The 23,510-nt window shown below is 70.4% G+C and carries 17 protein-coding genes; 11 read left to right on the top strand and 6 right to left on the bottom strand.

Annotation, left to right across the window (positions count from 1 at the left end):
- Window positions 1-8: 8 nt before the first annotated feature.
- Complete coding sequence (gene ilvB, locus JL106_RS11815; RefSeq protein WP_407940149.1) at window positions 9-1,766, bottom strand: biosynthetic-type acetolactate synthase large subunit; 1,758 nt, start codon at window positions 1,764-1,766, stop codon at window positions 9-11.
- A gap of 135 nt (window positions 1,767-1,901) precedes the next feature.
- Between ilvB and JL106_RS11810 the strand changes: the two genes are divergently transcribed.
- Window positions 1,902-2,387, top strand: coding sequence for an Lrp/AsnC family transcriptional regulator (locus JL106_RS11810; RefSeq protein WP_268928138.1), 486 nt, complete (start codon window positions 1,902-1,904; stop codon window positions 2,385-2,387).
- A 12-nt stretch (window positions 2,388-2,399) separates the two neighbouring features.
- Here JL106_RS11810 and JL106_RS11805 read toward each other — a convergent pair whose 3' ends face one another.
- Entirely contained in the window at window positions 2,400-3,389 is a 990-nt protein-coding gene (locus tag JL106_RS11805) for a GlxA family transcriptional regulator (protein WP_205260922.1), read from the bottom strand.
- Window positions 3,390-3,484: 95 nt separating this feature from the next.
- Window positions 3,485-3,862: a YybH family protein gene (locus tag JL106_RS11800; RefSeq protein ID WP_205260921.1), complete on the bottom strand. Its 378-nt coding sequence runs from the start codon at window positions 3,860-3,862 to the stop codon at window positions 3,485-3,487.
- 332 nt (window positions 3,863-4,194) lie between these two features.
- Between JL106_RS11800 and JL106_RS11795 the strand changes: the two genes are divergently transcribed.
- Genes JL106_RS11795 through JL106_RS11760 form a run of 8 tightly spaced genes read left to right on the top strand, consistent with a single transcriptional unit; the run spans window position 4,195 to window position 14,741 of the window.
- The gene (locus JL106_RS11795; protein ID WP_205260920.1) at window positions 4,195-5,199 is read left to right on the top strand and encodes a sugar ABC transporter substrate-binding protein; all 1,005 of its coding nucleotides are present in this window, start codon (window positions 4,195-4,197) and stop codon (window positions 5,197-5,199) included.
- 46 nt (window positions 5,200-5,245) lie between these two features.
- Window positions 5,246-6,781, top strand: coding sequence for a sugar ABC transporter ATP-binding protein (locus tag JL106_RS11790; protein ID WP_205260919.1), 1,536 nt, complete (start codon window positions 5,246-5,248; stop codon window positions 6,779-6,781).
- Window positions 6,778-7,770, top strand: coding sequence for an ABC transporter permease (locus tag JL106_RS11785; protein ID WP_205260918.1), 993 nt, complete (start codon window positions 6,778-6,780; stop codon window positions 7,768-7,770). The genes JL106_RS11790 and JL106_RS11785 overlap by 4 nt, the downstream gene beginning before the upstream one ends.
- A gap of 31 nt (window positions 7,771-7,801) precedes the next feature.
- Window positions 7,802-10,036, top strand: coding sequence for a N,N-dimethylformamidase beta subunit family domain-containing protein (locus JL106_RS11780; RefSeq protein WP_205260917.1), 2,235 nt, complete (start codon window positions 7,802-7,804; stop codon window positions 10,034-10,036).
- A complete protein-coding gene (locus tag JL106_RS11775) occupies window positions 10,033-10,803 on the top strand; it encodes an SDR family NAD(P)-dependent oxidoreductase (RefSeq protein ID WP_205260916.1) in 771 nt (256 codons plus the stop codon). The genes JL106_RS11780 and JL106_RS11775 overlap by 4 nt, the downstream gene beginning before the upstream one ends.
- Window positions 10,800-12,170 carry a glutamine synthetase family protein gene (locus JL106_RS11770; protein WP_205260915.1) on the top strand — a complete coding sequence of 457 codons (1,371 nt, stop codon included), beginning with the start codon at window positions 10,800-10,802 and terminating at the stop codon, window positions 12,168-12,170. Before JL106_RS11775 ends, JL106_RS11770 begins: the two co-directional genes overlap by 4 nt.
- Window positions 12,171-12,179: 9 nt before the next feature.
- A complete protein-coding gene (locus tag JL106_RS11765; RefSeq protein ID WP_205260914.1) occupies window positions 12,180-13,625 on the top strand; it encodes an aldehyde dehydrogenase family protein in 1,446 nt (481 codons plus the stop codon).
- A 45-nt stretch (window positions 13,626-13,670) separates the two neighbouring features.
- A complete protein-coding gene (locus JL106_RS11760) occupies window positions 13,671-14,741 on the top strand; it encodes a Glu/Leu/Phe/Val dehydrogenase (RefSeq protein WP_205260913.1) in 1,071 nt (356 codons plus the stop codon).
- Between the two features lie 64 nt (window positions 14,742-14,805).
- On the opposite strand, the gene JL106_RS11755 is transcribed toward JL106_RS11760, so the two are convergent.
- Complete coding sequence (locus tag JL106_RS11755; RefSeq protein ID WP_205260912.1) at window positions 14,806-15,558, bottom strand: gamma-glutamyl-gamma-aminobutyrate hydrolase family protein; 753 nt, start codon at window positions 15,556-15,558, stop codon at window positions 14,806-14,808.
- 70 nt (window positions 15,559-15,628) lie between these two features.
- Here JL106_RS11755 and JL106_RS11750 point away from each other — a divergent pair, with 70 nt between their 5' ends.
- Entirely contained in the window at window positions 15,629-16,327 is a 699-nt protein-coding gene (locus tag JL106_RS11750; protein ID WP_205260911.1) for a FadR/GntR family transcriptional regulator, read from the top strand.
- 294 nt (window positions 16,328-16,621) lie between these two features.
- On the opposite strand, the gene JL106_RS22055 is transcribed toward JL106_RS11750, so the two are convergent.
- The gene (locus JL106_RS22055; RefSeq protein WP_205260910.1) at window positions 16,622-17,725 is read right to left on the bottom strand and encodes a copper resistance D family protein; all 1,104 of its coding nucleotides are present in this window, start codon (window positions 17,723-17,725) and stop codon (window positions 16,622-16,624) included.
- A complete protein-coding gene (hrpA, locus tag JL106_RS20985; protein ID WP_236007502.1) occupies window positions 17,722-22,161 on the bottom strand; it encodes an ATP-dependent RNA helicase HrpA in 4,440 nt (1,479 codons plus the stop codon). Before hrpA ends, JL106_RS22055 begins: the two co-directional genes overlap by 4 nt.
- A gap of 123 nt (window positions 22,162-22,284) precedes the next feature.
- On the opposite strand from hrpA, the gene JL106_RS11735 reads away from it, so the two are divergent.
- Complete coding sequence (locus JL106_RS11735) at window positions 22,285-23,496, top strand: MFS transporter (protein ID WP_205260909.1); 1,212 nt, start codon at window positions 22,285-22,287, stop codon at window positions 23,494-23,496.
- Window positions 23,497-23,510: the final 14 nt, after the last annotated feature.

Here is a 23,510-nt window from a genome sequence, read left to right as displayed (position 1 = left end):
TTCGGGGATCAGTCTTCGGCGGCGAAGGCCGGGGCCAGACCGCGGGCGTACTGGATGTCTTCGTTGCTGGCTCCGGCGGCGATGCTCGGCCAGACCAGGGCCTGGGCGTCCACCCGGAAGTCGATGACGACGGGTGCGTCGTTGATCGCCATCGCCTTGGCGATCACGACGTCGACCTCCTCGGGTGTGTCGCACGACAGCCCCACGCAACCCAGCGCGTCCGCGAACCTGACGAAGTCGGGAACTCGCTCGAGCGGGTGCCGGGACGTCAGGTCGACGTTGTTGATCCGCTCGTCGTAGTAGAGGGTCTGCAGTTGACGGACCATGCCCAGGCCGCCGTTGTTGATCAACGCCACCTTGATGGCGATGCCTTCGAGCGCACAGGTGGCCAGTTCCCGGCCGGTCATCTGGAAGCAGCCGTCGCCGTCGATGCACCACACCGTGGCCTCGGGTCGTCCGAGCTTGGCGCCCATGGCGGCGGGAACGCCGAAGCCCATGGTCCCGAGCCCGCCGGAGTTGAGCCAGGTCGACGGGTGCTCGAAGGCGATGAACTGCGACGCCCACATCTGGTGCTGGCCGACGCCGCTGGTGAACACGGTGTCCGGTCCACCCACCAGTTCCCCCAATCGCTGCAGGACGTACTGCGGGGACAGCGGTCCGTCCGGAGGCTGTTCGAAGCCGAGCGGATACCGCTCGCGCAGGCTGTCGAGTCGGCGGTGCCAGGCGGACAGGTCCGGCGCCGGCTGCGTCTGATCGAAGTGCCCGGCCAGCTCTTCGAGCACCCGGCGGCAGTCACCGACGATGGGCACGTCGACTGCTCGGTTCTTGCCGATCTCGGCCGGGTCGATGTCCACGTGGATGACACGGGCGTCGGGGGCGAACGAGTCTCGGTCGCCAGTCACGCGATCATCGAAGCGGGCGCCCAGCGCGATCACCAGGTCGCTCAGTTGCAGGGCCACGACCGCCGGCACGGTGCCGTGCATCCCGGGCATCCCCAGGTTGCGTGGGTGGGAGTCGGGCAGGGCTCCCCGGGCCATCAGGGTCGTCACGACCGGGAGCTGGGTCCGGTCGACCAGCTCGCGCAGTGCGCGGGCGGCGCCCGACCGGATGACGCCACCCCCGACGTACAGCACCGGGCGGTGTGCTGCGTGGATCAGCTCGGCCGCGGCGCGGATGTGGTCCGCGGTCGGCGGCTCCGTGGTCTCGTACCCCGGCACTCCGGGCGAGTCGGGCCACCGGTAGCTAGCGCGTCGGATCAGGGCGCTGCTGGCGATGTCGACGACGACCGGGCCTGGACGTCCGGTGGAGGCGATGTGGAAGGCCTGGGCGATCGTCGGGGCGATGTCGCTGGTCTCGGTGACCAGGAAGTTGTGCTTGGTGACGGGCATCGTCATGGCGCAGACGTCGATCCCGTGCAGGACCCGGTTCCCGGCCTGGTCGTCGGCATCCTGGTGGATGGTGATGGCCACGACGGGCACCGAGTCCATGGCGGCGTCCGTGAGTGGCGTGATCAGGCTCGTGACACCGGCTCCCGAGGCCATGCACACGCCCACTCGCCCCGTGGCCAGCGCGTATCCCTCGGCGGCGTGCCCCGCACCCTGCTCGTGTAGGAACCGAACCTGTCGGATCCGCGAGGACCCCGCCGACGCCTCGCTGACCGGAAGCACCGGACCACAGTCGGGAATGGCGAAGACGGTCGTGACCCCCGCCGCCTCGAGGGCGGCGAGCAGACACCCCGCGCCGGTCCATTCGATGCTGTCCACCACACGCTCCTTGAGATCCGTTGTCCCGCGCGAGCACTGTGCGGACACAACGATCACGGGGGCAACGGATGTCGTGATTCCGTGCGGACATTCGCACGAGAAGCTCGCGGCCACGGTCAGGTCGTGCATCATGCGTTCATGGCCGAGCACGAATCCCGGACGACGCGTCGGACGGTGCACTTGGATCAGGTCGACCGACAGTTGCTGGAGCGGTTGCGCACGGACGCCCGAGTACCCGTGACCCAGCTCGCGCGGGACGTGCAGCTGTCACCCGCGCCGGTCAGCCGCCGGATCGCGCGCCTGGAGCAGGAAGGCGTCATCCGCGGCTACGTCACCGTCATCGACGATCGAGCAGCGGGGGATCTGCATGCTTTCGTGGAGATCCGGCTCACCGGCGACACCGAGACCGGGGATCTGGAGGAGCAGCTGCGCCAGATGGCGGAGGTGGAGCACTTCTTCACCGTCGCCGGTGATCCGGATGTGCTGGTGCGGCTGCGCGTGCACGACGTCGACCACCTGCAGCGCGTCGTCAACACCATCCGGCGTACGCGCAAGGTGACCGGCACCAAGACGATGATCGTCATGTACGACTGGTCTCGCAGCGAAGATGTCGGTGTCGGTTGAGCGCGGGCACCATCACGCAACGGGTGTCGAGCGCCGGCTTCCCGGTGTGGAGTGCCTGAGTCGGTAGCCGGCGGGCGACTCGCCCAGGGTCCGAGTGAACGCCCGTCGCATCGCCTCCGAGGAGCCCCAGCCACACGATCGGGCGATGAGGTCGACGTTGTCCCGGGTGTCGGTCAGCATCCGTTGAGCGGCCTCGACCCGGACCCGCTCGACGTAGCGGCCCGGGCTCGTACCTGTCTCGCTCAGGAACAGCCGGGCGAAGTTGCGAGGCGACATCGGCATCCGCTCGGCAAGGGCGGTGACCGACAGGTCGTCGTCGAGGTGATCAGCGATCCACGCGCGGACGTCGCCGAGGCGGGCCGGCCCGTTCGACTGGACAGTCAGCTGAGTGCTGATCTGAGCCTGGTGGCCCGGCCGACGGACGAAGACCACGAGCAGCCGGGCGACCTGGAGAGCGAGCTCGCGACCGTGGTCCTGCTCGATCAATGCGAGGGCCAGGTCGATCCCGGCGGTCACCCCGGCCGAGGTGAAGACGCCGTCGTCCTCGACGAAGATGGGGTACCGCTGGACCTTGACCTCGGGGTACTCCCTGGCCAGGTGGCCACAGAACGACCAGTGGGTGGTGGCCCGCTTGCCGTCCAACAGCCCAGCTTCGGCGAGCAGCAGCGCACCCGTGCAGACCGATGTCAACCGACGGGCATCCGGGCCCAGGCGGCGCAGCCTCTGTGCCACCTCGGGATCGGGAGTCTCCGCACCAGGGCCACCGGGCACGAGCAGGATGTCCGTGCGCCCCACATCATCGATGTCCAGGTCGGGAACGACCATGAGCCCACCGACCAGGCGCACCGGTCGGCCACCGATCGTTGCGATCCGCACCACGTAGGGCGGGTCCGTCAGCGATGAGGAGACCCTGGCGGCGCCGTTGAAGGCGTCGTACGGGCCGGTGACATCGAGCGGCTGCGCGCCGTCGAACAGGAACATCACCACTTCCCGTGGAGGCATTCCAGGGATCCTAGGCACCTGCGCCACCCACCGTTCCGGCCCGGGTCCCCCGACCGGGACGCGGCGCCGCCGGTCGGAGGTCGGGGCCGCGGACCTCACGGCCTGTCGTGCCACATGTCGACGCTGCACTTCCAGGTTCCGTCGGACTGGCGCACCCAGGCTTCGTGCGTGAGACCTTCGGCGCGAGCGCCGTCGGCCGTGGTGGCGACGTAGGTACCGATGACGCTGGCACTGCTCGCCCCGGCCACGATCTTCAGCACGCCGAGCTCGAAGCGCAGTCCAGTTGCCTCACGCAGCCCCGCGAGGTAGTCGCAGATGGGCCCTCGCCCTTCGATGAGGTCGTGATCGGCCGGCAGGGCGATCGCGTCCTCCGCATAGAACCAGGTGCCGAGCTCGTCGAAGCGGCCCTCGTTGAACAGCAGCGGGAACCGTGCCCTGGCGTCCTCGACGGTCTTGGCATTCGCGGCGCTCATGTGCGGTCTCCTCGTCCTCATCCAGATCGTCCCCGGGTGGCCCGTCAGGACAGCTCGCGAAGCCAACAACGGCTGTGTTACGAACAGTCGATGCTGTCCGGATCGGTGGGAGGGCTGTCCTGGTCCGTGGTGTGCCCGAGGCTCACGCTGGGGTGGCGGCACCTGGATCTCATGCGTGCCCCCACCGCAGCGTGGCTGTCGGCGCCGCGACTGTTGCTGAACGGCGCGAGAACGCAACATGTCTCGAGGGTCTGTTCACGGGGCGGGGTCGACCGCTATGGTCCCCGGATGATTGGTCTACAACGCAGACCAACTAACCGACCATGGGACGGGTGATCGCAGCGATGCTGACGACGAGGAAGGCGCGAGGTACGGTCGGCGTGACCGCCGCTGCGCTGCTGGCACTGACGCTCGGCGCGTGCGGCGGCTCGGACGACGCCGCAGCCGCGTCCGGCTGTGAGACGACCTACGAGATCGGGTTCTCGCATCCGATCAGTGAGGCCGCCTTCGTCAAGGGTCTGAAGAGCCAAGTCACGGCCCAGGCGAAGGAGATCGGTTGCGTGGAAGTTCTTTTCGATGACACGCAGGCCAGTGACCTGGAATCCCAGCGGAACACCGTCGAGACCTGGGTGACTCAGGGGGTTGACGCCGTGGTCGTGTTCCCGGTGGACGCGAAGGCGCTCACCCCACTGCGGACGCAGGCGCAGTCGGCCGGCATCAAGTGGCTCCAGTACGCCACGCCCGGTGAGGGCGTGGACGGCTACACCGGCTTCGACAACGTCGCCAGCGGCGACATCGTGGGCCAGGCTGCTGTCGACTGGATCACTGAGCACCAACTCAGCGGCAAGGTGACCGCAGCGATCACCTCCATCACCGCCGTGCCTGACGTCCGGGGCCGCTGGGAGCAGCCGCAGAAGTTGATCTCCGACGCCGGTGTGGAAGTGATCTCCTTGCAGGACTGCTCCGACCAGACCTGCGGGCTGGAGCAGGCCGAGGCGCTGCTCAACGCGAACCCGGATCTGCGGATCTACATCGGCGCCAACGACGACGCCGCCCTGGGCGCGCTCAAGGCGTTCCAGAGCAAGGGCATCGATCCCAGCGAGGTCTTCATCGCCGGTCAGGACGGCAACATCGAGGCGCTGAAGGCGGTCAAGGCCGGCGGCGCCTACAAGGTGTCGGCTGCCATCGACATGATCGACCTGAGCCACGCCATCGTTCAGAACTCGATCAACGCGATCACAGGCTCGGGCGAGACCGAGACCGAGGCCGCTGTCATCCCGGCTTCGCTCGATGATCCCAGCGAGCTCGACGAGCTGATCGCGCAGCAGGGCGGATGAGCAGCGCGACGCGGCGCGAGGAACGCGTGCCATGCCGATGAGCGGCATGACCATCCACGGTCTGAGCAAGTCGTACGGCAACAACGTGGTCCTGCGGGGCGTCGACCTGCAGATCCGGGCGGGTCGGATCCACGCCCTGCTGGGACCCAACGGTGCGGGCAAGTCGACCCTGCTGGGCTGTCTGAGCGGCGCGGTACGGCCGGACGCGGGGACGATCACCGTGAACGGTCTGACCCACACCGGCTTCACGCCCCAGTCAGCGCTCAAGGCTGGGACAGCGATCATCTACCAGCACCTCGAGCTCGTGAGCGACCTGTCGGCGGTGGAGAACATCTTCCTGGGCAGTGAGCAACGGACCCCGTTCGGCACCGTTCGGAAGGCCGCACAGCGCCGGATCGCCTCCGAACTGCTGGATCGGGTCGGAGCGGACTTCGATCCGTCCCGACCGCTCACGTCGCTGACCATGGGACAGAAGCAGGTCGTCGAGATCGCGAAGGCCCTGCACCATCGGCCCGAGGTCCTGATCCTCGATGAGCCCACGGCGGCCCTGAGTTCGCGGGAGACCGACATCCTGCTGGGCCTGATCACCAGGCTCGCCCACGAGTCCGGCCTTGCGATCGTGTACGTCACCCACCTTCTCCGCGAGGTGACGGCGGTCGCCGATGAGGTCTCGGTCCTGCGCGACGGCAGCGTGGAGTGGACTCGACCCACGGCCGACCTCGGCATCGAGACACTCATCGAGGGCATCACCGGGGCCCCCGTCGCCCGAGCCGCCACCGCCACGAGCGAGAACCGCCCGGTCCAGCATGACCGGCCGCCCCTGCTCGAGCTTGCCGACTTCCGCGCGTCCGGCGCACCGGGCGTCTCCGTGCGGATCGGCGCCGGCGAGATCGTCGGAGTCTTCGGGCTGCTCGGTTCCGGGCGGACCAACCTGGTCGAGGCACTGGCCGGAGCCAGGCCCAGCGAGGGTGGGTTCCGGTTGGCCGGAAGTGATCTCCGGCTGTCCTCGCCCGGGATCGCCCGGCGGTCGGGCATCGCGCTGGTCCCGTCCGATCGCAAGTCGCAGTCCCTGTTCTCCTCGCTCTCGGCCCAGGAGAACGTGCTGATGCCGCACTATCGGAGGCTGTCCCGGGGTTGGCGCCGACCAAGGGTCGAGCAGCACGTCTTCGACTCAGTCGCCGGACGCATGTCGCTCCATCCGATGTCCGCGGGCCTGGCCGGCGATCGCTTCTCGGGCGGCAACGCGCAGAAGCTGGTGATGGGCCGATGGCTCATGGACGGCAGCGGCGTCACCCTGCTGCTGCTCGATGAACCCACCCAGGGCGTCGACGTCGGTGCGCGGGCAGAACTGCACCGCATGATCCGAGAGTTCGCGCGCGAGAGCGAACGCGCGGTCATCTTCGTCTCCAGCGACGTCGAGGAGCTCAACGCACTGGCCGACCGTGTGGTCGTTCTCGCCGAATCCCGCATCGTCGGGATCGTGCCGGGCGACACGGCCGAGCGGGAGCTCATGGTGCTGGCCCAGCCCGCCCCATCATCCGGACCCAGCGAGGTCCGATCCGAAGGGAACACCGCCGCATGACCGAAGTGATCGCCACCGACGCGAAGTCCGAGCCGGCCCCGTCGCTGAAGTCCGGGCTCCTCACCGGCATCGACAGCATCATGCCCGTCGCGACGGTCGGCTTGATGATCTTCTTCGCCGTCAACCACTCCTCGTTCCTCACCAAGGACAATCTGCTGCTGATCGCGCTTCAGTCAGCGCCCCTGATGGTCGTCGCGGTGGGAGCCGCGCTCCTGCTGATGTCCGGGTACATCGACCTCTCGATCGGCTCGGTGATGGCCGTCTCCGGGGTCTGCGCCGGTCTCACCTTCAACTCGGCCGGCGTGACGGCAGGCGTGATGGTGGGCCTCGGCGTCGGTCTCGCGGTCGGCCTGCTCAACGGCGTGCTCATCGGCTACTTCAAGCTCTCACCGATCATCGTCACCCTGGGCATCCTGGCAGCCGGTCGCGGGCTGGCCCAGGTGCTGTCCCCGGACGCGCTCTACGGCTTCCCGAGCGCCGTGCTGGAGTTCGGCAACGCCCGCGTGCTCGGCGTCCCCACGCTCGTGTGGATCGCGGTGTTCGTGGTCGCACTCGGGGCACTGGTCATGACGCTCCTGCCGGCCGGCCGCCATGTCGTCGCCGTCGGCGTCAACAGCCGAGCCGCGTACCTGAGCGGAATCCCAGTCCGGCGCCTCGTCCTCAGTCTGTATGCATTGGTCGGGACCCTCAGTGCTCTGGGCGGTCTCATGGTCGTTGCGCGCCTCGACAGCGCCCCCAGCGGCACGCTGGGGGCCGGCTTCGAGATCAGTGTCCTGACCGCAGTGCTGCTCGGAGGCATTCCGTACTCCGGCGGCAAGGGCCATCTGTGGCGCGTCGTGGTGGGCGTCTGGCTGATGGGCATCCTGACCAACGGCATCACGCTGATGAACGTCAGTTCCCAGCTGAGCCAGGTCCTGACCGGCGCTGTCCTCGTCCTCGCGGCAGCGCTCGAAGGCGTTCGCTTCTGGATCCACCGGTCGTCGCGCTGACGACCCGTCCCCCATCTCGTCAGGAGCCTCGATGATTCCCTCGATCTTGACCTCGTACACCGACCGACTGTCGTACTTCCCGGGCGATCCGATCCGCGTGTACGTCTCGAGTCCGACCCGAGCCCAGGCAAGCATCGCCCTGGTGCACCTGGACACAGCCCTGGACTCGCCCGGGCGGGAAGGACAGACCACCGAGATCACCTGGCCCGACGCGACCACCCTCACCGTCGACGGCCAGGACGGTCACTTCGGCGGCTTCATGACCGGCACCCTCCGCACAGCGCCCGGCGCCCGACTCACCATCGGCGCCTTCGTGCGCTTCGACGGCCAGGTCGGCTCGACGCCGCAGTCCATCGTGACGGTGGGGGACGAACAGCGGCTCGTCACCCTCGGCGTCGAGGACTCCCGGGTGGTGCTCAAGACCCACGATCCCGCGGGAACCCTCTCCAGCCCCGAGCCGCTCGAGCCGAATGCGTGGTACCTCCTCGTCGGCATCGTCGACGACGACCGCACCCAGGTCCATGCCATCGCGGTCGAAGGCGGGGTGGAGTCCAGCTCGGCCAGCGGCCACCTGGCAGGCAGCGTCTCCATCGGCGACCAGGTGGTGGTCGCCGGGGCGTTCCCGATCGTGACCCACGGCACCGGCCCCACGGCCCACGGGCGCGCCACTGCCAATCTCACCGCCACGATCAGCTGGCCGTTCGTGGCCGACGGTGTCCTGAGTCCGCAACAGCTGCGGACACTGGCCAGGCAACGCACCCTCGACCCGGCGGACTCCGAGGTCGAACTGCTGGGCGCCTGGGACCTGTTCCCTGCGTCGGGCGAGGACGGCGTCGCCACGAACATCGCCGGTGGCACCTCCGGCCAGCTCTACAACCTGCCGACCCGTGGGGTCCCCGGACCGAACTGGCAGCGGCGGACCACTCGCTTCATCGAGGCGCCCACGGAGTACTCGGCCGCGCACTTCCACGAGACCGACCTGTCGGACTCCGGCTGGACGGAGACCCTCACCGGGGCGCTCCCCGCCGACCTGCCCTCCGGGGCCTACGCCCTCCGGATCGCCACCGAGCACGCAGTGGACTTCGTCCCGTTCGTGGTGGCGCCGGCCCCGGGGGACACCCGCAAGCCGGTCGTGGTGGTGGTGCCGACCTTCACCTACCTGTCCTACGCCAACGAATCCCTGTTCGAAGGCATGGCGCCCTCGGTGACCGGGCACTTCACGACTGAACCCGGCGAGGCCGACCTCGCGCACGTCGGCAACGGCACCTTCGGGCTCTCGCAGTACGACACACACCCCGACGGACACGGGGTCGTGTACTCCAGCGCAGCACGCCCCATCGTCAACACCCGGCACGACTACCGCATGTGGCTCAGCGACAGCGGCCGCGGCTTCTCGGCCGAGATGTACCTGCTGGAGTGGCTGGCCAGCGTCGGCATCGAGTTCGACGTGATCACCGACTTCGAGTTGCACAAGCTCGGCACCGACTATCTGCGCGGGTGGAAGGTGGTCGTGACCGGGGCGCATCCCGAGTACTACTCCAGCGAGATGCTGGACGCGCTCGAGCAGTACCGCGACTCGGGCGGCCGCATGGTGTACATCGGCGGCAACGGCTTCTACTGGGTGACCGGGGTCGTCTCCGAGTCCCCCTTGGTCGTGGAGGTCCGTCGGGGCTTCGCCGGCATCACGGCGTGGAAGTCCCGACCGGGCGAGACGCACCTGGTGTCGACCGGGCTGCTCGGCGGAGCCTGGCGGCACCGCGGCCGTGAGCCGCAGCGCCTGGTGGGCATCGGGATGGCGGCGCAGGGCTGGGGTGGATCACAGCCGTACTGGCGGACGGACGCATCGTTCGCGCCCGAGCTCGCCTGGATCTTCGAAGGCGTGGACGAGGAGCCCCTCGGCAACTACGGGCGAGTGATGGGCGGCGCAGCCGGCGATGAACTCGACCGGGCGGATCCGGTCCTGGGCACACCCGCCAACGCAATCATCCTGGCGGCCTCGCGCGACCACGGTCGCACCTACCAACGGGACGCCTCGGAAGTCGCCTTCATCCTCGACGGCCAGCACGGCGGGGACGTCGACCCAGAGGTGCACTCCGACATCGTCTACTTCGAGACCTCGCAGGGAGGAGCGGTTTTCGCCGCCGGGTCCATCGCCTACTCAGGTGCCTTGCTCGAGAACAACTCGAACAACGGCATTTCGCGAATGACAGAGAACGTCGTCCGGCGGTTCGCCGAGATCGACACCATGGAAGGAACCACAGCGTGAAGCGCCGTCATGAGGGCAAGGTCGCGTTCGTCACCGGCGCCGGCGCCGGTATCGGCCGGTCGATCGTCGAGCACCTGGCAGCCGAAGGGGCCCGCATCGTCGTCACGGACGTCGACGAGACCGCCGCCACGACCGTCGCCGAGGCCATCGCCGCGAACGGTGGCGAGGCCATCGCCGCTCCGCTCGACGTCCGGAGCGCGGAGCAGATCGACGCCGCTGTCGCCCGGGCGGAGGCGACGTTCGGCGGGATCCATCTGCTGGCCAACAACGCCGGCGTGGTGACCAGCCACTCGCTGGCCACCCTCACCGAAGAGGCCTGGGATCTGGTCGTCGACGTCAACCTCAAGGGTCAGTTCCTCGTCGCCCGAGCCGTCGGCAAGGCCATGGCCCGCAGCGGCGGTGGGGCCATCGTGAACCTCTCCACGATCGAAGCACTGGTCGTGGTCACCTCGGGTGCGACCTCGCAGCCGCACTACAACGCCAGCAAGGGCGGCGTCCCGATGCTGACCAAGGCCTTGGCGGTGGAACTCGCCGGCGACGGCATCCGGGTGAACTGCGTCGCCCCCGGCCCCATCGCCACCAACTTCTTCGATCTGGAGACGGTCACCTCCGAGGCGGGTCTGGCGTTCATGAGACAACGCCTGCTGATTCCCCGGGTCGGTCAACCCGAGGACGTCGCCAAGGCGGTCTCCTTCCTCCTGTCCGATGAAGCGTCCTTCATCGACGGCGTCCAGCTGCCCGTCGACGGCGGGTGGCTGACCCGATGAGCGCCCAGATCCTGGCCGATGCCGGCCTGACCGACGACATCCACACCGTGATCGTCGCCACCCCGGACCTGCAGGGTCGCCTGGTCGGCCGTCGGATCCCGATCGAAGGCTTCGATCGTGTGGTGGAGGGGGGCGTTGACGTCTGCACCTGCATCTACGCCTGGGATCTCACGCAGAGCCTGGACCTGGTGGAGGCGAATGTCTTCAAGGTCTGCGGAGTGCACAACGGGATCCCCGACTTCACGCTGCGCCCGGACCTGTCGACGCTGCGCCGAGCAGCCTGGCTCGACGGAATCGCGATCTGCTTCGCCGATGCCGTGGACAAGGAGACCGGGGAACCCCTGGCGATCTCACCGCGCGAGATCCTCAAGCGTCAGATCGCCGACCTGACCGACGCCGGCTTCGCGGCCAAGACGGGCACGGAGCTGGAGTTCTACCTCTTCCGCAACGAGCCACGGGCACTGCGGCAGGCCGGGTTCCGTGGCCTGGAGCCGACCACCCTGAGTCCCTCGGACTACATGATCCACGAGGGCAACCACTACGAGCCGTTCTTCCGCAAGCTGCGCCAGGACCTGCGCGACTCCCGGATCGAGATGGAAGCGGCCCAGAGTGAGTGGGGCTCCGGCCAGTGGGAGATGACCTTCCGGTACGGCGAGCCACTGGAGATGGCTGACCGACACGCCCTGTACAAGCTGGCGGTCCGAGACAGCGCCGCGGCCGCGGGCATGTCGGCCACCTTCATGGCCAAGCCGCTCAACCAAGGCCAACCAGGGTCCTCATGTCACGTCCACCTGTCCGTGGTGGATCGTCACGGCACGCCCAGCTTCTGGGATCCGACCGCGGAGCACCGTCTCAGCGACATCATGCGCGGCGCGATCGGCGGGGTCCTTCACCATGCGCCCGCGTTCATGACCTGGTACGCCCCCACGGTCAACGCCTTCCGGCGGGTGAACTCGGGGGACGTCTCCGGTTGGGGCACCACCTGGGGGCTGGACAACCGCACGACGTCGCTGCGCGTCGTCGGGCGGCAGCCGCAGGACCTTCGCCTGGAGTTCCGTCTCCCCGGGGCCGACACGAACCCGTACCTGACGTTGGCCGGGCTCATCGCCTCAGCGCGAGACGGGATCGCCAACGACGTCGCCCCGCCTCCCATGACGACGGGCAACGGGTACGAGGCACCGGTGGATCCCACCTTCCCGGCGAACCTGGCCGAAGCCGCAGCCCTGTTCCGCGACGCGGACTTCGTCGCCCGCATCATCGGCGAGGAACAACGCCATCACATGGCCATCCTGGCCGAGCACGAGTGGCGCACCTTCATGTCCCACACCGGCGACTGGGATCTCGACCGCTACTTCGACAGGATCTGAGGCACCACGATGCAACCCCCCGTTCCGCGTACCTGGATCGCCGGCGCGCCGACCCCGAACGCCGCACCGACCTTGCGCCGCGACCTGTTCGACCCCAACACCGGTGACCTGCTCCAGACGTACTCGTTCTCCAGTGACGGCCAGGTCGACGCAGCGATCGCCGCGGCCGTCAGGACCCATCGATCTGGACTCTGGGCGCGGGCCGACCTGGCGGAACGAGCTGCCGTCCTCGCGGCCTTCGCCACGCAGCTCGAGCAGGCGGCCGACGACATCGCAGCACTGGACGCGATCAACAGCGGCGTCCCCGTGCGGTTCACCCGGCTGTTCGCCCAGAGCCTGCCCGGAACTGTTCGCCGGGCAGTGCAGCTCGCGCAACAGCAGGCCGCCGCCAGGTGGCTCGAGGCCGATGGCAGGAGCGTGCAGCTGCGACGCGTGCCCTGGGGTCCGACCGCGCTGCTCCTCCCCTGGAACGCGCCCGCCGCCGTCCTGGTCAAGAACCTGACCTACGCCTTGATCGCCGGCGCGCCGGTCGTGGCCAAGCCATCGCCCGAGTCACCCTGGAGTGCTGAGCTCATCGCCGCAGCGCTCGCGGCCGCCGGAGTGCCGGACGGGGTCTTCGGGCTGATCCACGGCGACGCCCATGTCGGCGCGCTCGTCGCGGGCGACTCGCGCATCCGAGCCATCTCGATGACCGGGTCCACGGAGACGGGTCGCCGGGTGGCTTCGCGCGCCGGTGGCAACCTCACCCGGCTGCGCCTGGAGCTGGGTTCCAACAACCCGGCGCTGGTCCTCGCGGACGCCGACCTGGCGGTCACTGCACGCGCGCTGGCCTCCGGTTTCACCAAACTGAACGGGCAGTGGTGCGAGGCGCCGCGCGTCGTCCACGCCCATCACCGTCTCGTGCCGGCTCTGGTCGAGGCAGTGGTGGCCGAGATCGAGCAGCTCCGCCTGGGACCGAGCACCCACCCGGAGGTGACCTTCGGACCGCTGGCGTTCGCCGACCGCCGAGCCGTGCTGGAGGGCCAGATCCAGCAGATGGTCACCGCGGGAGCCGGCCACCTAGCCCCGCTCCCGTCGCCCGAGCACGGCTGGTTCCTCTCGCCGACGCTGCTCGTCGGCGACGACATCCCCCTTCCCGGCGAGATCTTCGGCCCGGTCCTGGCGATCAGTCCCGTGCTTGACGATGCCCAGGCCGTGACCCGGGCGAACGGGCTCGGCGGTGGCCTCGCCGGGTACGTCTTCACCGGCGATGAGGAGCGCGGGATGGCGGTCGGCGCCCAGATCGTCGCCGGTGAAGTCAAGCTCAACGGAACGAGTCTGCTGGACATGGCCGCCGACTCGGCCCAGAGCTTCTTCGGTACCAGCGGCCTGGGCGGGCACGGCGACCGTGACGTCCTGGAGTTCTTCGCCGGCAAGCAGGTTGTCGGTGCAGACCTGCTCGACCCGGTGATCTGAGTCGCGCATCCGCGAACCGGACCCCCTCACACGAAGGCAAGAGCCATGATCAACGACATCTTCAGCAGCGACCACGAACAGGTGGTGTTCTGTCACGACGAGGCATCCGGCCTCAAGGCCATCATCTCGCTGTACTCCACGGCCCTCGGGCCGGCGATGGGCGGAACCCGCTTCTACCCCTACAGCTCATCGCAGGACGCCCTCGACGACGCGTTGCGCCTGTCCAAGGCGATGGCCTACAAGAACTCCCTGGCGGGGCTCGATCACGGCGGGGGGAAGGCGGTCATCATCGGAGATCCCGACAAGCACAAGTCCGAGATCGTGCTGCGGGCCTACGGCCGCTTCATCCACGGACTCAGCGGGCGCTACCTCACCGCCTGCGATGTCGGCACGTTCAGCCCTGACATGGACGTGGTGGCCCGCGAGACGCCCTACGTGACCGGCCGGACCGTCGCTCAGGGCGGAGCCGGTGACTCGTCGATCCTGACCGCGTGGGGAGTGTTCCAGGGCATGCGGGCGGCCGCTGCGCACCGCTGGGGCAGCACCTCACTGAGCGGCAAGCGGGTCGCGATCGCGGGCGCCGGGAAGGTCGGCTCGCGCCTGACCGAACTGCTGGTCGAGGCGGACGCAGTCGTCACCATCACCGATCCCAGCCAGGCGGCGATCGACGCCCTGGCGGGCCGATACCCGCACATCACCGTCGTCGGATCCACCGATGAACTGCAGAGCGTCGACATGGACATCTACTCACCGTGTGCCATGGGCGGCGCCATCGATCGCTCCTCGCTGGCTGCGCTCAACGCCGAGATCATCTGCGGAGGAGCCAACAACCAGCTGGCGGAGCCGGGGATCGACCAGGAGATCGCGTCCAAGGGAGTGCTCTACGCCCCTGACTACTGTGTCAACGCCGGCGGAGTGATCCAGATCGCCGACGAGGTGCACGGATTCGACTTCGAGCGCGCGAAGGTCCGCGCCACCGGGATCTTCGACACCACACTGCGAGTCCTGGAGACCGCCGCATCCACCGGCCTCACGACCGCAGCGACCGCCGATCGTCTGGCCGAGGAGCGGATGGCGGGCGTGAGTCGCCTCCGCAGCATCGACCGCGGCGCCTGACGGCGGGACACCGATGAGGCGTACGCCCCGGGCCTGAGGCCGGGGCGTACGCCTCATCTGCGCGTCACCCCGCCGCGGCCACGTCACTCCTGGCGGCGTGGACCAACCAGTCGAACACCGGGTCGGAGGCGAAGCACTCGGGATGCCACTGGACCCCGAGCACCGGTGCGTCGTGCATCTCGATGGCCTCGACGACCCCGTCCTCGGCTCGTCCGGTCACGGTCAGTCCAGAACCGACTCGGTCCACCGCTTGGTGGTGGAACGAGTTGACGCTCGTCAGATCTCCGTACATCTCGTGCGCCCTACTGCCGACCTCGAACCGCACTGCATGGCGACGGTGCGCCCTCGGGAAGGCGTACGACGCGTGGGAGGCTCCCTCACCGAGGGGCAGGTCCGACACCAAGGTGCCGCCCAGCGCCACGTTGATCAGCTGGCTCCCACGGCAGATGCCGAGGATCGGCTTGCCAGCCCGCAGGACGGCCTCGAACAGGGCGATCTCGAACGCGTCGCGGTCTGGGTCGACGGCCGTCGATCTGGGACCGATCGTGCTCCCGTACCGGGACGGTTCCACGTCGTCCCCACCGGTCAGCACCAACGCGTCGATCACGTCGCCGACGTCTGTCGCTGCGGCATCCAGCGAGATGTGGAACGGAAGCCCACCGGCGTGCGCCACGCTGCGCGCGTACTCGCTGTAGTAGGCGTCCGCTTGGGCGTCCCAGAAACCGGGCGGTGCTCCCAGGCGGGCAGCGGAGGTACGCCGTCCCGTCAGGCCGATGACTGGTCGGCTCCGGACGTGATGTCTCGTCGAAAGTGTCATAATGGATCGCAGATTAGTCCAAAGGACCGTCTTTGGGTATGGCGCACCGACGCCGGATAGGATCGTGGTCATGGCCGATCACCAGGTGCGCGTTCCGGCTGCCTATTCGGTGGTGCTGGAACGACTTCGCCGGGACATCATGCTGAGCCGGGTCTCGCCCGGTGAGCGGTTCCCACCGGAGCGCGAGCATGCCGAACGCCTGGGCGTTTCGCGGGTCACCCTGCGTGAGGCGCTCCGGGTCCTCGAGGGCGAGGGCCTGATCGAGGTGCGCCGTGGCGTCAACGGAGGCTCGATCGTCAAGGCTCCGGCGGCCCCGGACGCCCGGACCCCGCCCGCGCTGCGCTGGTCCGAGCTGCAGGGACTGCTCGAGTTCCGGGCTCGCATCGAACCACTCGCGGCTCGCCGGGCCGCGGAACGCCCGACCGACGAGGGCTTGGGTGAGCTCGAAGGCGCCGTCCGCGGTCTCGACACGGCTGAGGACGTCGCCACCTTCCGAAGTCTGGATTCAGCGTTCCACCTCACGATCGCGCAGATGGCCGACCTTCCGCTGCTGTTGGACGCCATCGAGACGACGCGGATGGCGATGTTCGAGCCGTTGGACCGCACGGACTTCGACGTCGTGCTGCCGTCGACCCAGCGCGCGCACCGACGGATCCTCGCTGCGATCACCGACGGGAACGCCACATTGGCGGAGCGGAGGATGGCGTCACATCTCGCCGACTCCGCCACTGAGGTGGCAGACGTCTACACCCGCTTCATCGACTCCTAGGGCGTTCGCTCGATGACCGCGGCGCGGGACGGGGATCGAGGCCTGATGTCGCGGGTTGCGGTGCTCTCGGATGGCCAGTGGGGCTCGGATCGAGTCGTTCGGAACCACCATGGGTGGTCAGCGGGCGGGCCGTTCCGTGATCACCGGCAGGCGATCGAGAGCGATGTGTCCCGGTAGCGGCCCGGCAGCGCCTGGCGAAGGCGGTCCCTGGCCACCCGTTGCGACGGACTCGAGGCCGAAGGCAGGTGCCCGGTCGAGATCGTCCGACTCGCCGGGCAGCACGCACACGCCTGCTCAGTACAGGGTGACCGAGCTGCGGGTCAGCACCACGGCGACCCCGAACGCGACAGCCAGCACGATCAGCTCCCAGCCGCACCAGAGCGCCACCGCCGTCCGCTGCCGGTTCGCGATGTGCGGCAGGAAGCGCGTCCGCACCACCACCGCGATGACCGCGACGACGACCATGCACAGCGTCTTGGCCAGGATGAGCACGCCGTAGCGCGTCGTCCACAACGAGGACGGCAGCTCGGTGAGCGGTGAGAGCGCCAGCTCGAGGATGCCGGTGAACAGGCCGGTCACCCCGACCGCGACGACGCACCAGGTCGCCAGCCGGGAGAACCGCGGCAGCGCGACGGCCAGCAGGTCCGGCCGGCGCACCAGGAAGACGATGACCGCGCCCAGTCCCCCGGCCCAGGCGCTGGCCGTGACCACGTGCAGCTCCATCAGCACCATCGACAGGTCGTGGTACTGCCAGTTGCTGGCGTGCCCGGTGAGCGGCAGCGGCAGCAGGCCGAACAGGGCCAGCCCGGTGCGCAGCTCGGCCGGCACCCGTTCGCCGTGCCGGACGGCCAGCCGGGCCAGCCACACCGAAGCCAGCGCGCAGGCCGCGGACAGCAGCAGTCCCTTGCCGGCCGGGATGTTGCCGATGTACCGCCACACGTCGGCCGGGCTGGGCACCGAGCCGGGCTGCAGCTCGGCGGTGAGCAGCACGATGCTCGTCAGGGCGGCGGCCGCCCAGGCCGCCGCCGTCCACACCGCCACCCGGCGCACCCGACGCAGCACCGGTTCGGCGCGGTCCGGGTCGTCGAATCCGATGAACCGGGACAGCAATCCGAGCCCGGCGGTCGCCACCGCGGCCACGTCGAGCAGGGTGCGCATCACCGGGATGCCGAACTCCACCAGCGGGCCTGGTGCGGCCAGGCCGACCACGGCCGGATCAGCGGTGCCCGCCGTCCCGACCAGCGCGGCCACCGCCGCGGCCCCGACCACCAGCGCCATGAACGTTGCTCCGCCCCGCACCAGCCCGGCGAACCGGACCGGCGGCTGCTCGGCGCCGGCCGGCCGGCGGGGGCGTGATCGGGACGGCTGACCCGACCGGCGGGTGGACGAGGAGGTCACCGGCCCATCGTGGCACGGAGGTCGGCCACGGCCGCCCCGATGCGCTTGGCCGACACCGGCACCGCGGTCCGCATCGGCTGGGCGAACAGCGCGACCCGGTACTCGGCCAGCAGCCGCCGCAGCTCCCGCACCCGCGGGTCGAGCTCGGGTCCGACCCGGGCGCCGGATCCGGCCCGCCCGTCGACCAGCGCGGCCAGCCCGCGGCGGTGCCAGACGGCGTCGACGACCTCGTCGGCGGCGGCGGACAGCTCGGCGATCTCGGCCATCCGCTGCCGGTCCCGGTCCGGGTTCTCGGCCAGCCGTTGCGCCCGCACTTCCAGGGCCTGCAGGTACCGGACCAGATCGGGCAGCCCCGCGGCACCGGTCCGGGCCACGAAGTCGCCGCCGACCAGCTCGGTCAGCCGGGCCTGCAGGTCGGCGACCTGCCGGGTCAGCGCGGTGCCGCGGATCCCGTCGATCCGGTCCCGGGCCGCGTTGGCCGCCTGCACCACCTGCCCGGCGGCGTGCAACACGTCCAGCACCGACCGGTTCAGCTGCCCGGCGATCCGCTCCCGGCGGGCTTCGAACTCGGCCGCCGTCCAGGGTGGCCCGCCGGCCCAGTCCAGCAGCGCGTCGACCACGGCCACGGTGGCGTCCTGCACCAACGCGGTGGTCGAGCCGTGCCCGCTGGTGGCCAGCAGCATCATCTCGGTGCGGCTCAGCGCCTGCCGCAGGAAGCTGATCGGCACCGTCAGCCCGGCCCCGAGCAGTCGCACCGTCCCGGTGCGGTGGGCCAGCCGCTGGTCGTCCGGGTCGGTGAGCACGACCAGGTCGACCCGCGGCGCACCGTCCACCGTCCCCCGGTCCAGCAGCGCCGGGTACGCGGTCACCGACTGGCCGGCGACGGTGGTCGTCACCTGGCGCGGCACCCCCTCGGGCGGGAAGGTGGTCTGCCCGGGCCGCTCCAGGCTGCGGCTGTCCCGCGCCACGGCACTGGCCACCGCGGTGCGGGTGTCGTCCCGCAGCCGGTGCTGCAGCGATGCCAGGTCCTTGCCCGCGGCGACGTCCTCCCCGGCCTCGTTGACGATCTTGAACGTCATCCGCAGGTGGTCGGGCACCTTGTCCACGTCGAAGTCGGCGGCCCGGACGACGACGCCGGTGAGCGCGGTGAGCGCGGTCGCCAGCTGGTCCGGCAGACCGGACGACCCGTCGCCCGCCTGGTCGATCCGCTGCAGCGCCGCCGCGGCGAAGTCCGGCACCGGCACGAAGTTGCGCCGCAGCTGCTTGGGCAGCGAGCGGATCAGGGCCACGGTCAGGTCCCGGCGCAACCCGGGGATCTGCCGACCGAACGCGGCCGGGTCGACGCGGGACAGCACGGCCAGCGGGATGGTGACACTGACCCCGTCGTCGCTGCGGGCCGGGTCGAACGTGTAGTCCAGGTCCAGCTCGACCGGGCCGGCCGCGAACGTGTCCGGGAACGCGTCGCGACCCAGCTCGGAGTCCGGGAAGCCGGCGTCCCGGCGCTGCAGCTCGGCGACCAGCTGGTCGGCGGTGAAGGTGAGCAGGCCCGGCTGCGTGCGGGACTGCGTCTTCCACCAGCGGTCGAACCGGCGGGCGTCGGTGATGTCGGCCGGGATCCGCTGGTCGTACCAGGCGAACAGCACCTCGTCGTCGAGCAGGTCGCGACGACGCAGCCGGTCCTCCCACTCGGCGACCTCGTCGACCGCCCGCCGGTTGGCGGCCGCGAACGCGTGCCGGGTCGGCCAGTCCCGCTCGACCAGCGCGTGCCGGATGAACAACTCGCGGCACAGTTCCGGGTCGATCCGGTCGAACTGCACCGTGCGCGCCGCGAACAGCGTCACCCCGAGCAGGGTGACCCGCTCGGTGGCCACGGTGGCGCCCCGCTTGGCGCTCCACCGAGGCTCGGAGTACGAGCGTTTCAGCAGGTGCTCGCCGACCTGCTCGGCCCACTCCGGTTCGATCCGGGCCACCACCCGGCCCCAGAGCCGGCTGGTCTCCACCAGTTCGGCCGCGACGGCCAGCGGCGGACCGGACCGGGACAACGCCGAGCCCGGCCAGATCATCCACTTGCTGCCGCGGGTGCCCTGGTACTCGCGGCTGGCCTCCGGACGGCTGCCCAGGTGGCTCAGCAGGCCGGCCAGCACGGCGGTGTGCACGCGGGCGACGTCGACCGGGACCGCCAACGAGCCCTTGACGGGCTGACTGGGCTGGGTGGTCCCAGGTGCCGCCGCGGGCGCGGTCTGGGGTGCAGGCTCGGGTGCGGCGGCCACCACCTGGGCAGCGGGACGGCGGCGCCGGCCGCGTCCGCGCCGGCTGCCGTCCCCGTTCCCGGCTCCGGATGACTCCGGTCGACCGTGCTGCTGCGGCTGCTCGAGGACGAGGCCGACGTTGGTCCGGGCCGACGCGGTGGTGTCCATGCCGAGGCCGCGGGCGATCTGCTCGAGCTGGGCGTGCAGGTCCTGCCACTCCCGGATGCGCAGCCAGTGCAGGTACTCCCGTCGGCACATCCGGCGGAACGCGTTGCCGGACAACGCTCGTCCCTGATCGGCCAAGTACTGCCACAGGTTGATGACGGCCAGGAAGTCGGACCGGGGGTCGACGAACCGGGAGTGCGCGGCCACCGCCTTGTCCCGTTCCTCCAGCGGGTACTCGCGGACGTCGACCACGGTGAGGGCGGCGACGACGACCAGGATCTCGGCGATGCAGCCCTGCCGGTCGCCCTCGACGATCATCCGGGCCAGCCGCGGGTCCACCGGCAGCGCGGCCAACGCGCGACCGGTCGGAGTGAGGAAGGTGCCACCCTGACCGGGTTCGAGCGCGTTCAGCTCGGTGAGCACCGTGATGCCGTCGGTGATCAGCCGGCGGTCCGGCGGGTCGATGAACGGGAACGACTCGATGTCGCCCAGGCGCAATGACGCCATCTGCAGGATCACCGAGGCCAGCGAGGTCCGGACGATCTCCGGGTCGGTGAACTCCGGCCGCGCCACGAAGTCGTCCTCGCTGTACAGCCGGATGCACACGCCGTCGGCGACGCGGCCGCAGCGTCCGGCCCGTTGCCCGGCCGACGCCTGGGACACCGGCTCGATCGGCAGCCGCTGCACCTTGGTCCGCGGCGAGTACCGCGAGATCCGGGCGGTGCCCGGATCGATGACGTACCGGATGCCCGGGACGGTCAGCGAGGTCTCGGCCACGTTGGTGGACAGCACGATCCGCCGCCCGCTGTGCGGACTGAACACGCGGTGCTGGTCGGCGGCCGACAGCCGCCCGTACAGCGGCACCACCTCGTGCACGCCCGGCCGTCCGGCCAGGTGCGCCCGCACCGCGTCCGCGGTGTCGGTGATCTCCCGCTCGCCGGACAGGAAGACCAGGACGTCGCCGTCGCCCTCGCGGGCCAGCTCGTCCAGCGCGTCGCAGATGGCCTGGGTCTGGTCGGCCGGGCCGTCGGGCCCGGCCCCGCCGGCAGTGGCACCGGTGCGGCGGTCGGCCTCGTACACGGCGTCCGGGTCCCCGTCCCCGTCCTGGTCGCCGAGCGCGTCGAGGCCGAAGGGCCGGTACCGGATCTCGACCGGGAACGTGCGGCCCGACACCTCGATGACCGGCACCTCGCGGCCGGGGGCGGCGAAGTGCCGGGCGAACCGCTGCGGGTCGATGGTCGCCGAGGTGATGATGAGCTTGAGGTCGGGCCGGCGCGGCAGCAGCTGCACCAGGTACCCGAGCAGGAAGTCGATGTTGAGGCTCCGTTCGTGGGCCTCGTCCAGGATGATCGTGTCGTAGCCGAGCAGGTCGGCGTCCCGACCGATCTCGGCCAGCAGGATGCCGTCGGTCATCAGCTTGACCGAGGTCTGCGGACCGGTGTGGTCGTTGAACCGGACGCTGTAGCCGATGGCCTGTCCCAGCTCGGTGCCGGTCTCCTCGGCGATGCGCTCGGCCAGCGCCCGGGCGGCGATGCGGCGGGGCTGGGTGTGCCCGATCATTCCCCGCCGGCCGCGGCCGAGCCGCAGGCACACCTTGGGCAGCTGGGTCGACTTGCCCGACCCGGTCTCGCCGGCCACCACCACGACCTGGTGATCACGGATGACCGCGGCCAGGTCGTCGACCCGCTGGGACACCGGCAGCGAGTCCGGGAACGTGATGGCCGGGACGGCGGCCGCGCGACGACCCAGTCGCTCCTCGGCCCGCTGCAGCTGGGTGAGCCACTCCTGCCGCTGCAGGTCCCGGCGGGCCGGCGGCCTCACCCCGGCGAGCCGGTGCCAGCGCTGGGTGAGCCGGCGCTCGTCGAGCAGCGTCACCGCGGCCAGGCGGGCGGCCAGGTCGGACGGGAGATCGAGGCGGCCCCGCCCGCGATCGCTCGGGGTGCGGGAATTCCGGCCGTCGCCGGACGAGGGCGGCGTGGCTGGGGCCTGGGCGGGAGCCGGCACCCCGGGCGAGACGGTCATGGCGCCGTTAAGGATAGGCGCGCCCCGGCCGGGCGGGGCGCGGCCGACGGGTCCCGTCCCACGGCCTATGCTCCTGAGCAGTTCATCAAGTGAGACACCGATCCCAAGATGTGGGAGCAGCAGATGAGAACGCCGGATCGTGGGCATCTTCCGCCGCTGCGCCTGTGGTCGATGCTGGCGCTCGGCATGGGCACCCAGGCCGCCGGCGCGGTCTTCACCAACGGAGTGGCCTTCCTGCTGCCGACGCTGCACGAGCAGCGCGGACTGTCGCTGGCCGCCGGCGGCGTGGTCGTGGCCATGCCGACGGTCGGCGTGCTGTTCACCCTGATCGCCTGGGGGGCGCTGGCCGACGCCGTCGGCGAACGCCTGGTGCTGGCCCTCGGCGGGATCCTCACCGCCGCGGCCGGACTGGGCGCCGTGCTCACCGCCGACGCCGGATCCCTGGTGCCGCTGAGCGTCTTCCTGCTGCTGGGCGGGGCTGGCGCGGCCAGCGCGAACGCGGCCAGCGGGCGGGTCGTGGTCGGCTGGTTCCCCGCCGAGCGGCGCGGCACCGTGATGGGACTGCGGCAGATGGCACAACCGCTGGGCGTGGGACTGGCCGCGCTCACCGTCCCCGGCCTGGCCGAGGAGCACGGCATCGGCGCGGCCCTGCTGGTGCCCACCGTGCTGACCGCCGTCGCCGGGATCTGCTGCGCACTGTGGGTGCTGGACCCGCCGCGGCCGGTCCGCGCCCAGGCCGCTCCGGAGCTGACGGCCAATCCGTACCGCACCGACCGGCGGCTGTGGCGCATCCACGGCGTCTCGGTGCTGCTGGTCGTCCCCCAGTTCGTGGTGTGGACCTTCACGCTGACCTGGCTGATCACCGAGCGGTCCTGGTCCGCGGCTGCGGCCGGGGTGCTGGTCACCGTGACCCAGCTGCTGGGCGCGGCCGGCCGGGTGGCGGCCGGCATCTGGTCGGACCGGGTGCACAGCCGCATGCGACCGCTGCGCACCGTCGCGGTGGCCATCGCCGTCGTCATGGCCACCCTCGCGGTCACCGACGCCCTCGACTGGGGGGTGGCCGTCGTCGTGCTGGTGCTGGCCACGGTGGTGACGGTGGCTCCGAACGGGCTGGCCTTCACCGCGGTCGCCGAGATCGGCGGGCCGTTCTGGGCCGGGCGGGCGCTGGGGGCCCAGAACACCGCCCAGTTCCTGGCCGGCTCCGCGGTCCCGCCGGCGATCGGTGCGCTGGTCGGCGTGGCCGGCTATCCGGCCGGGTTCGGGGTCGCGGCGCTGCTGGCCGCGGCGGCGGTGCCGCTGGTCCCGCTGCGCCGCCGCGGCGACCGGCCCGACTGACCCGCGTGCCAGGC

It is taken from the genome of Nakamurella leprariae, from assembly GCF_016918035.1.
Classification (GTDB): domain Bacteria; phylum Actinomycetota; class Actinomycetes; order Mycobacteriales; family Nakamurellaceae; genus Nakamurella; species Nakamurella leprariae.
This window is presented reverse-complemented; position numbering and strand designations above follow the sequence as displayed.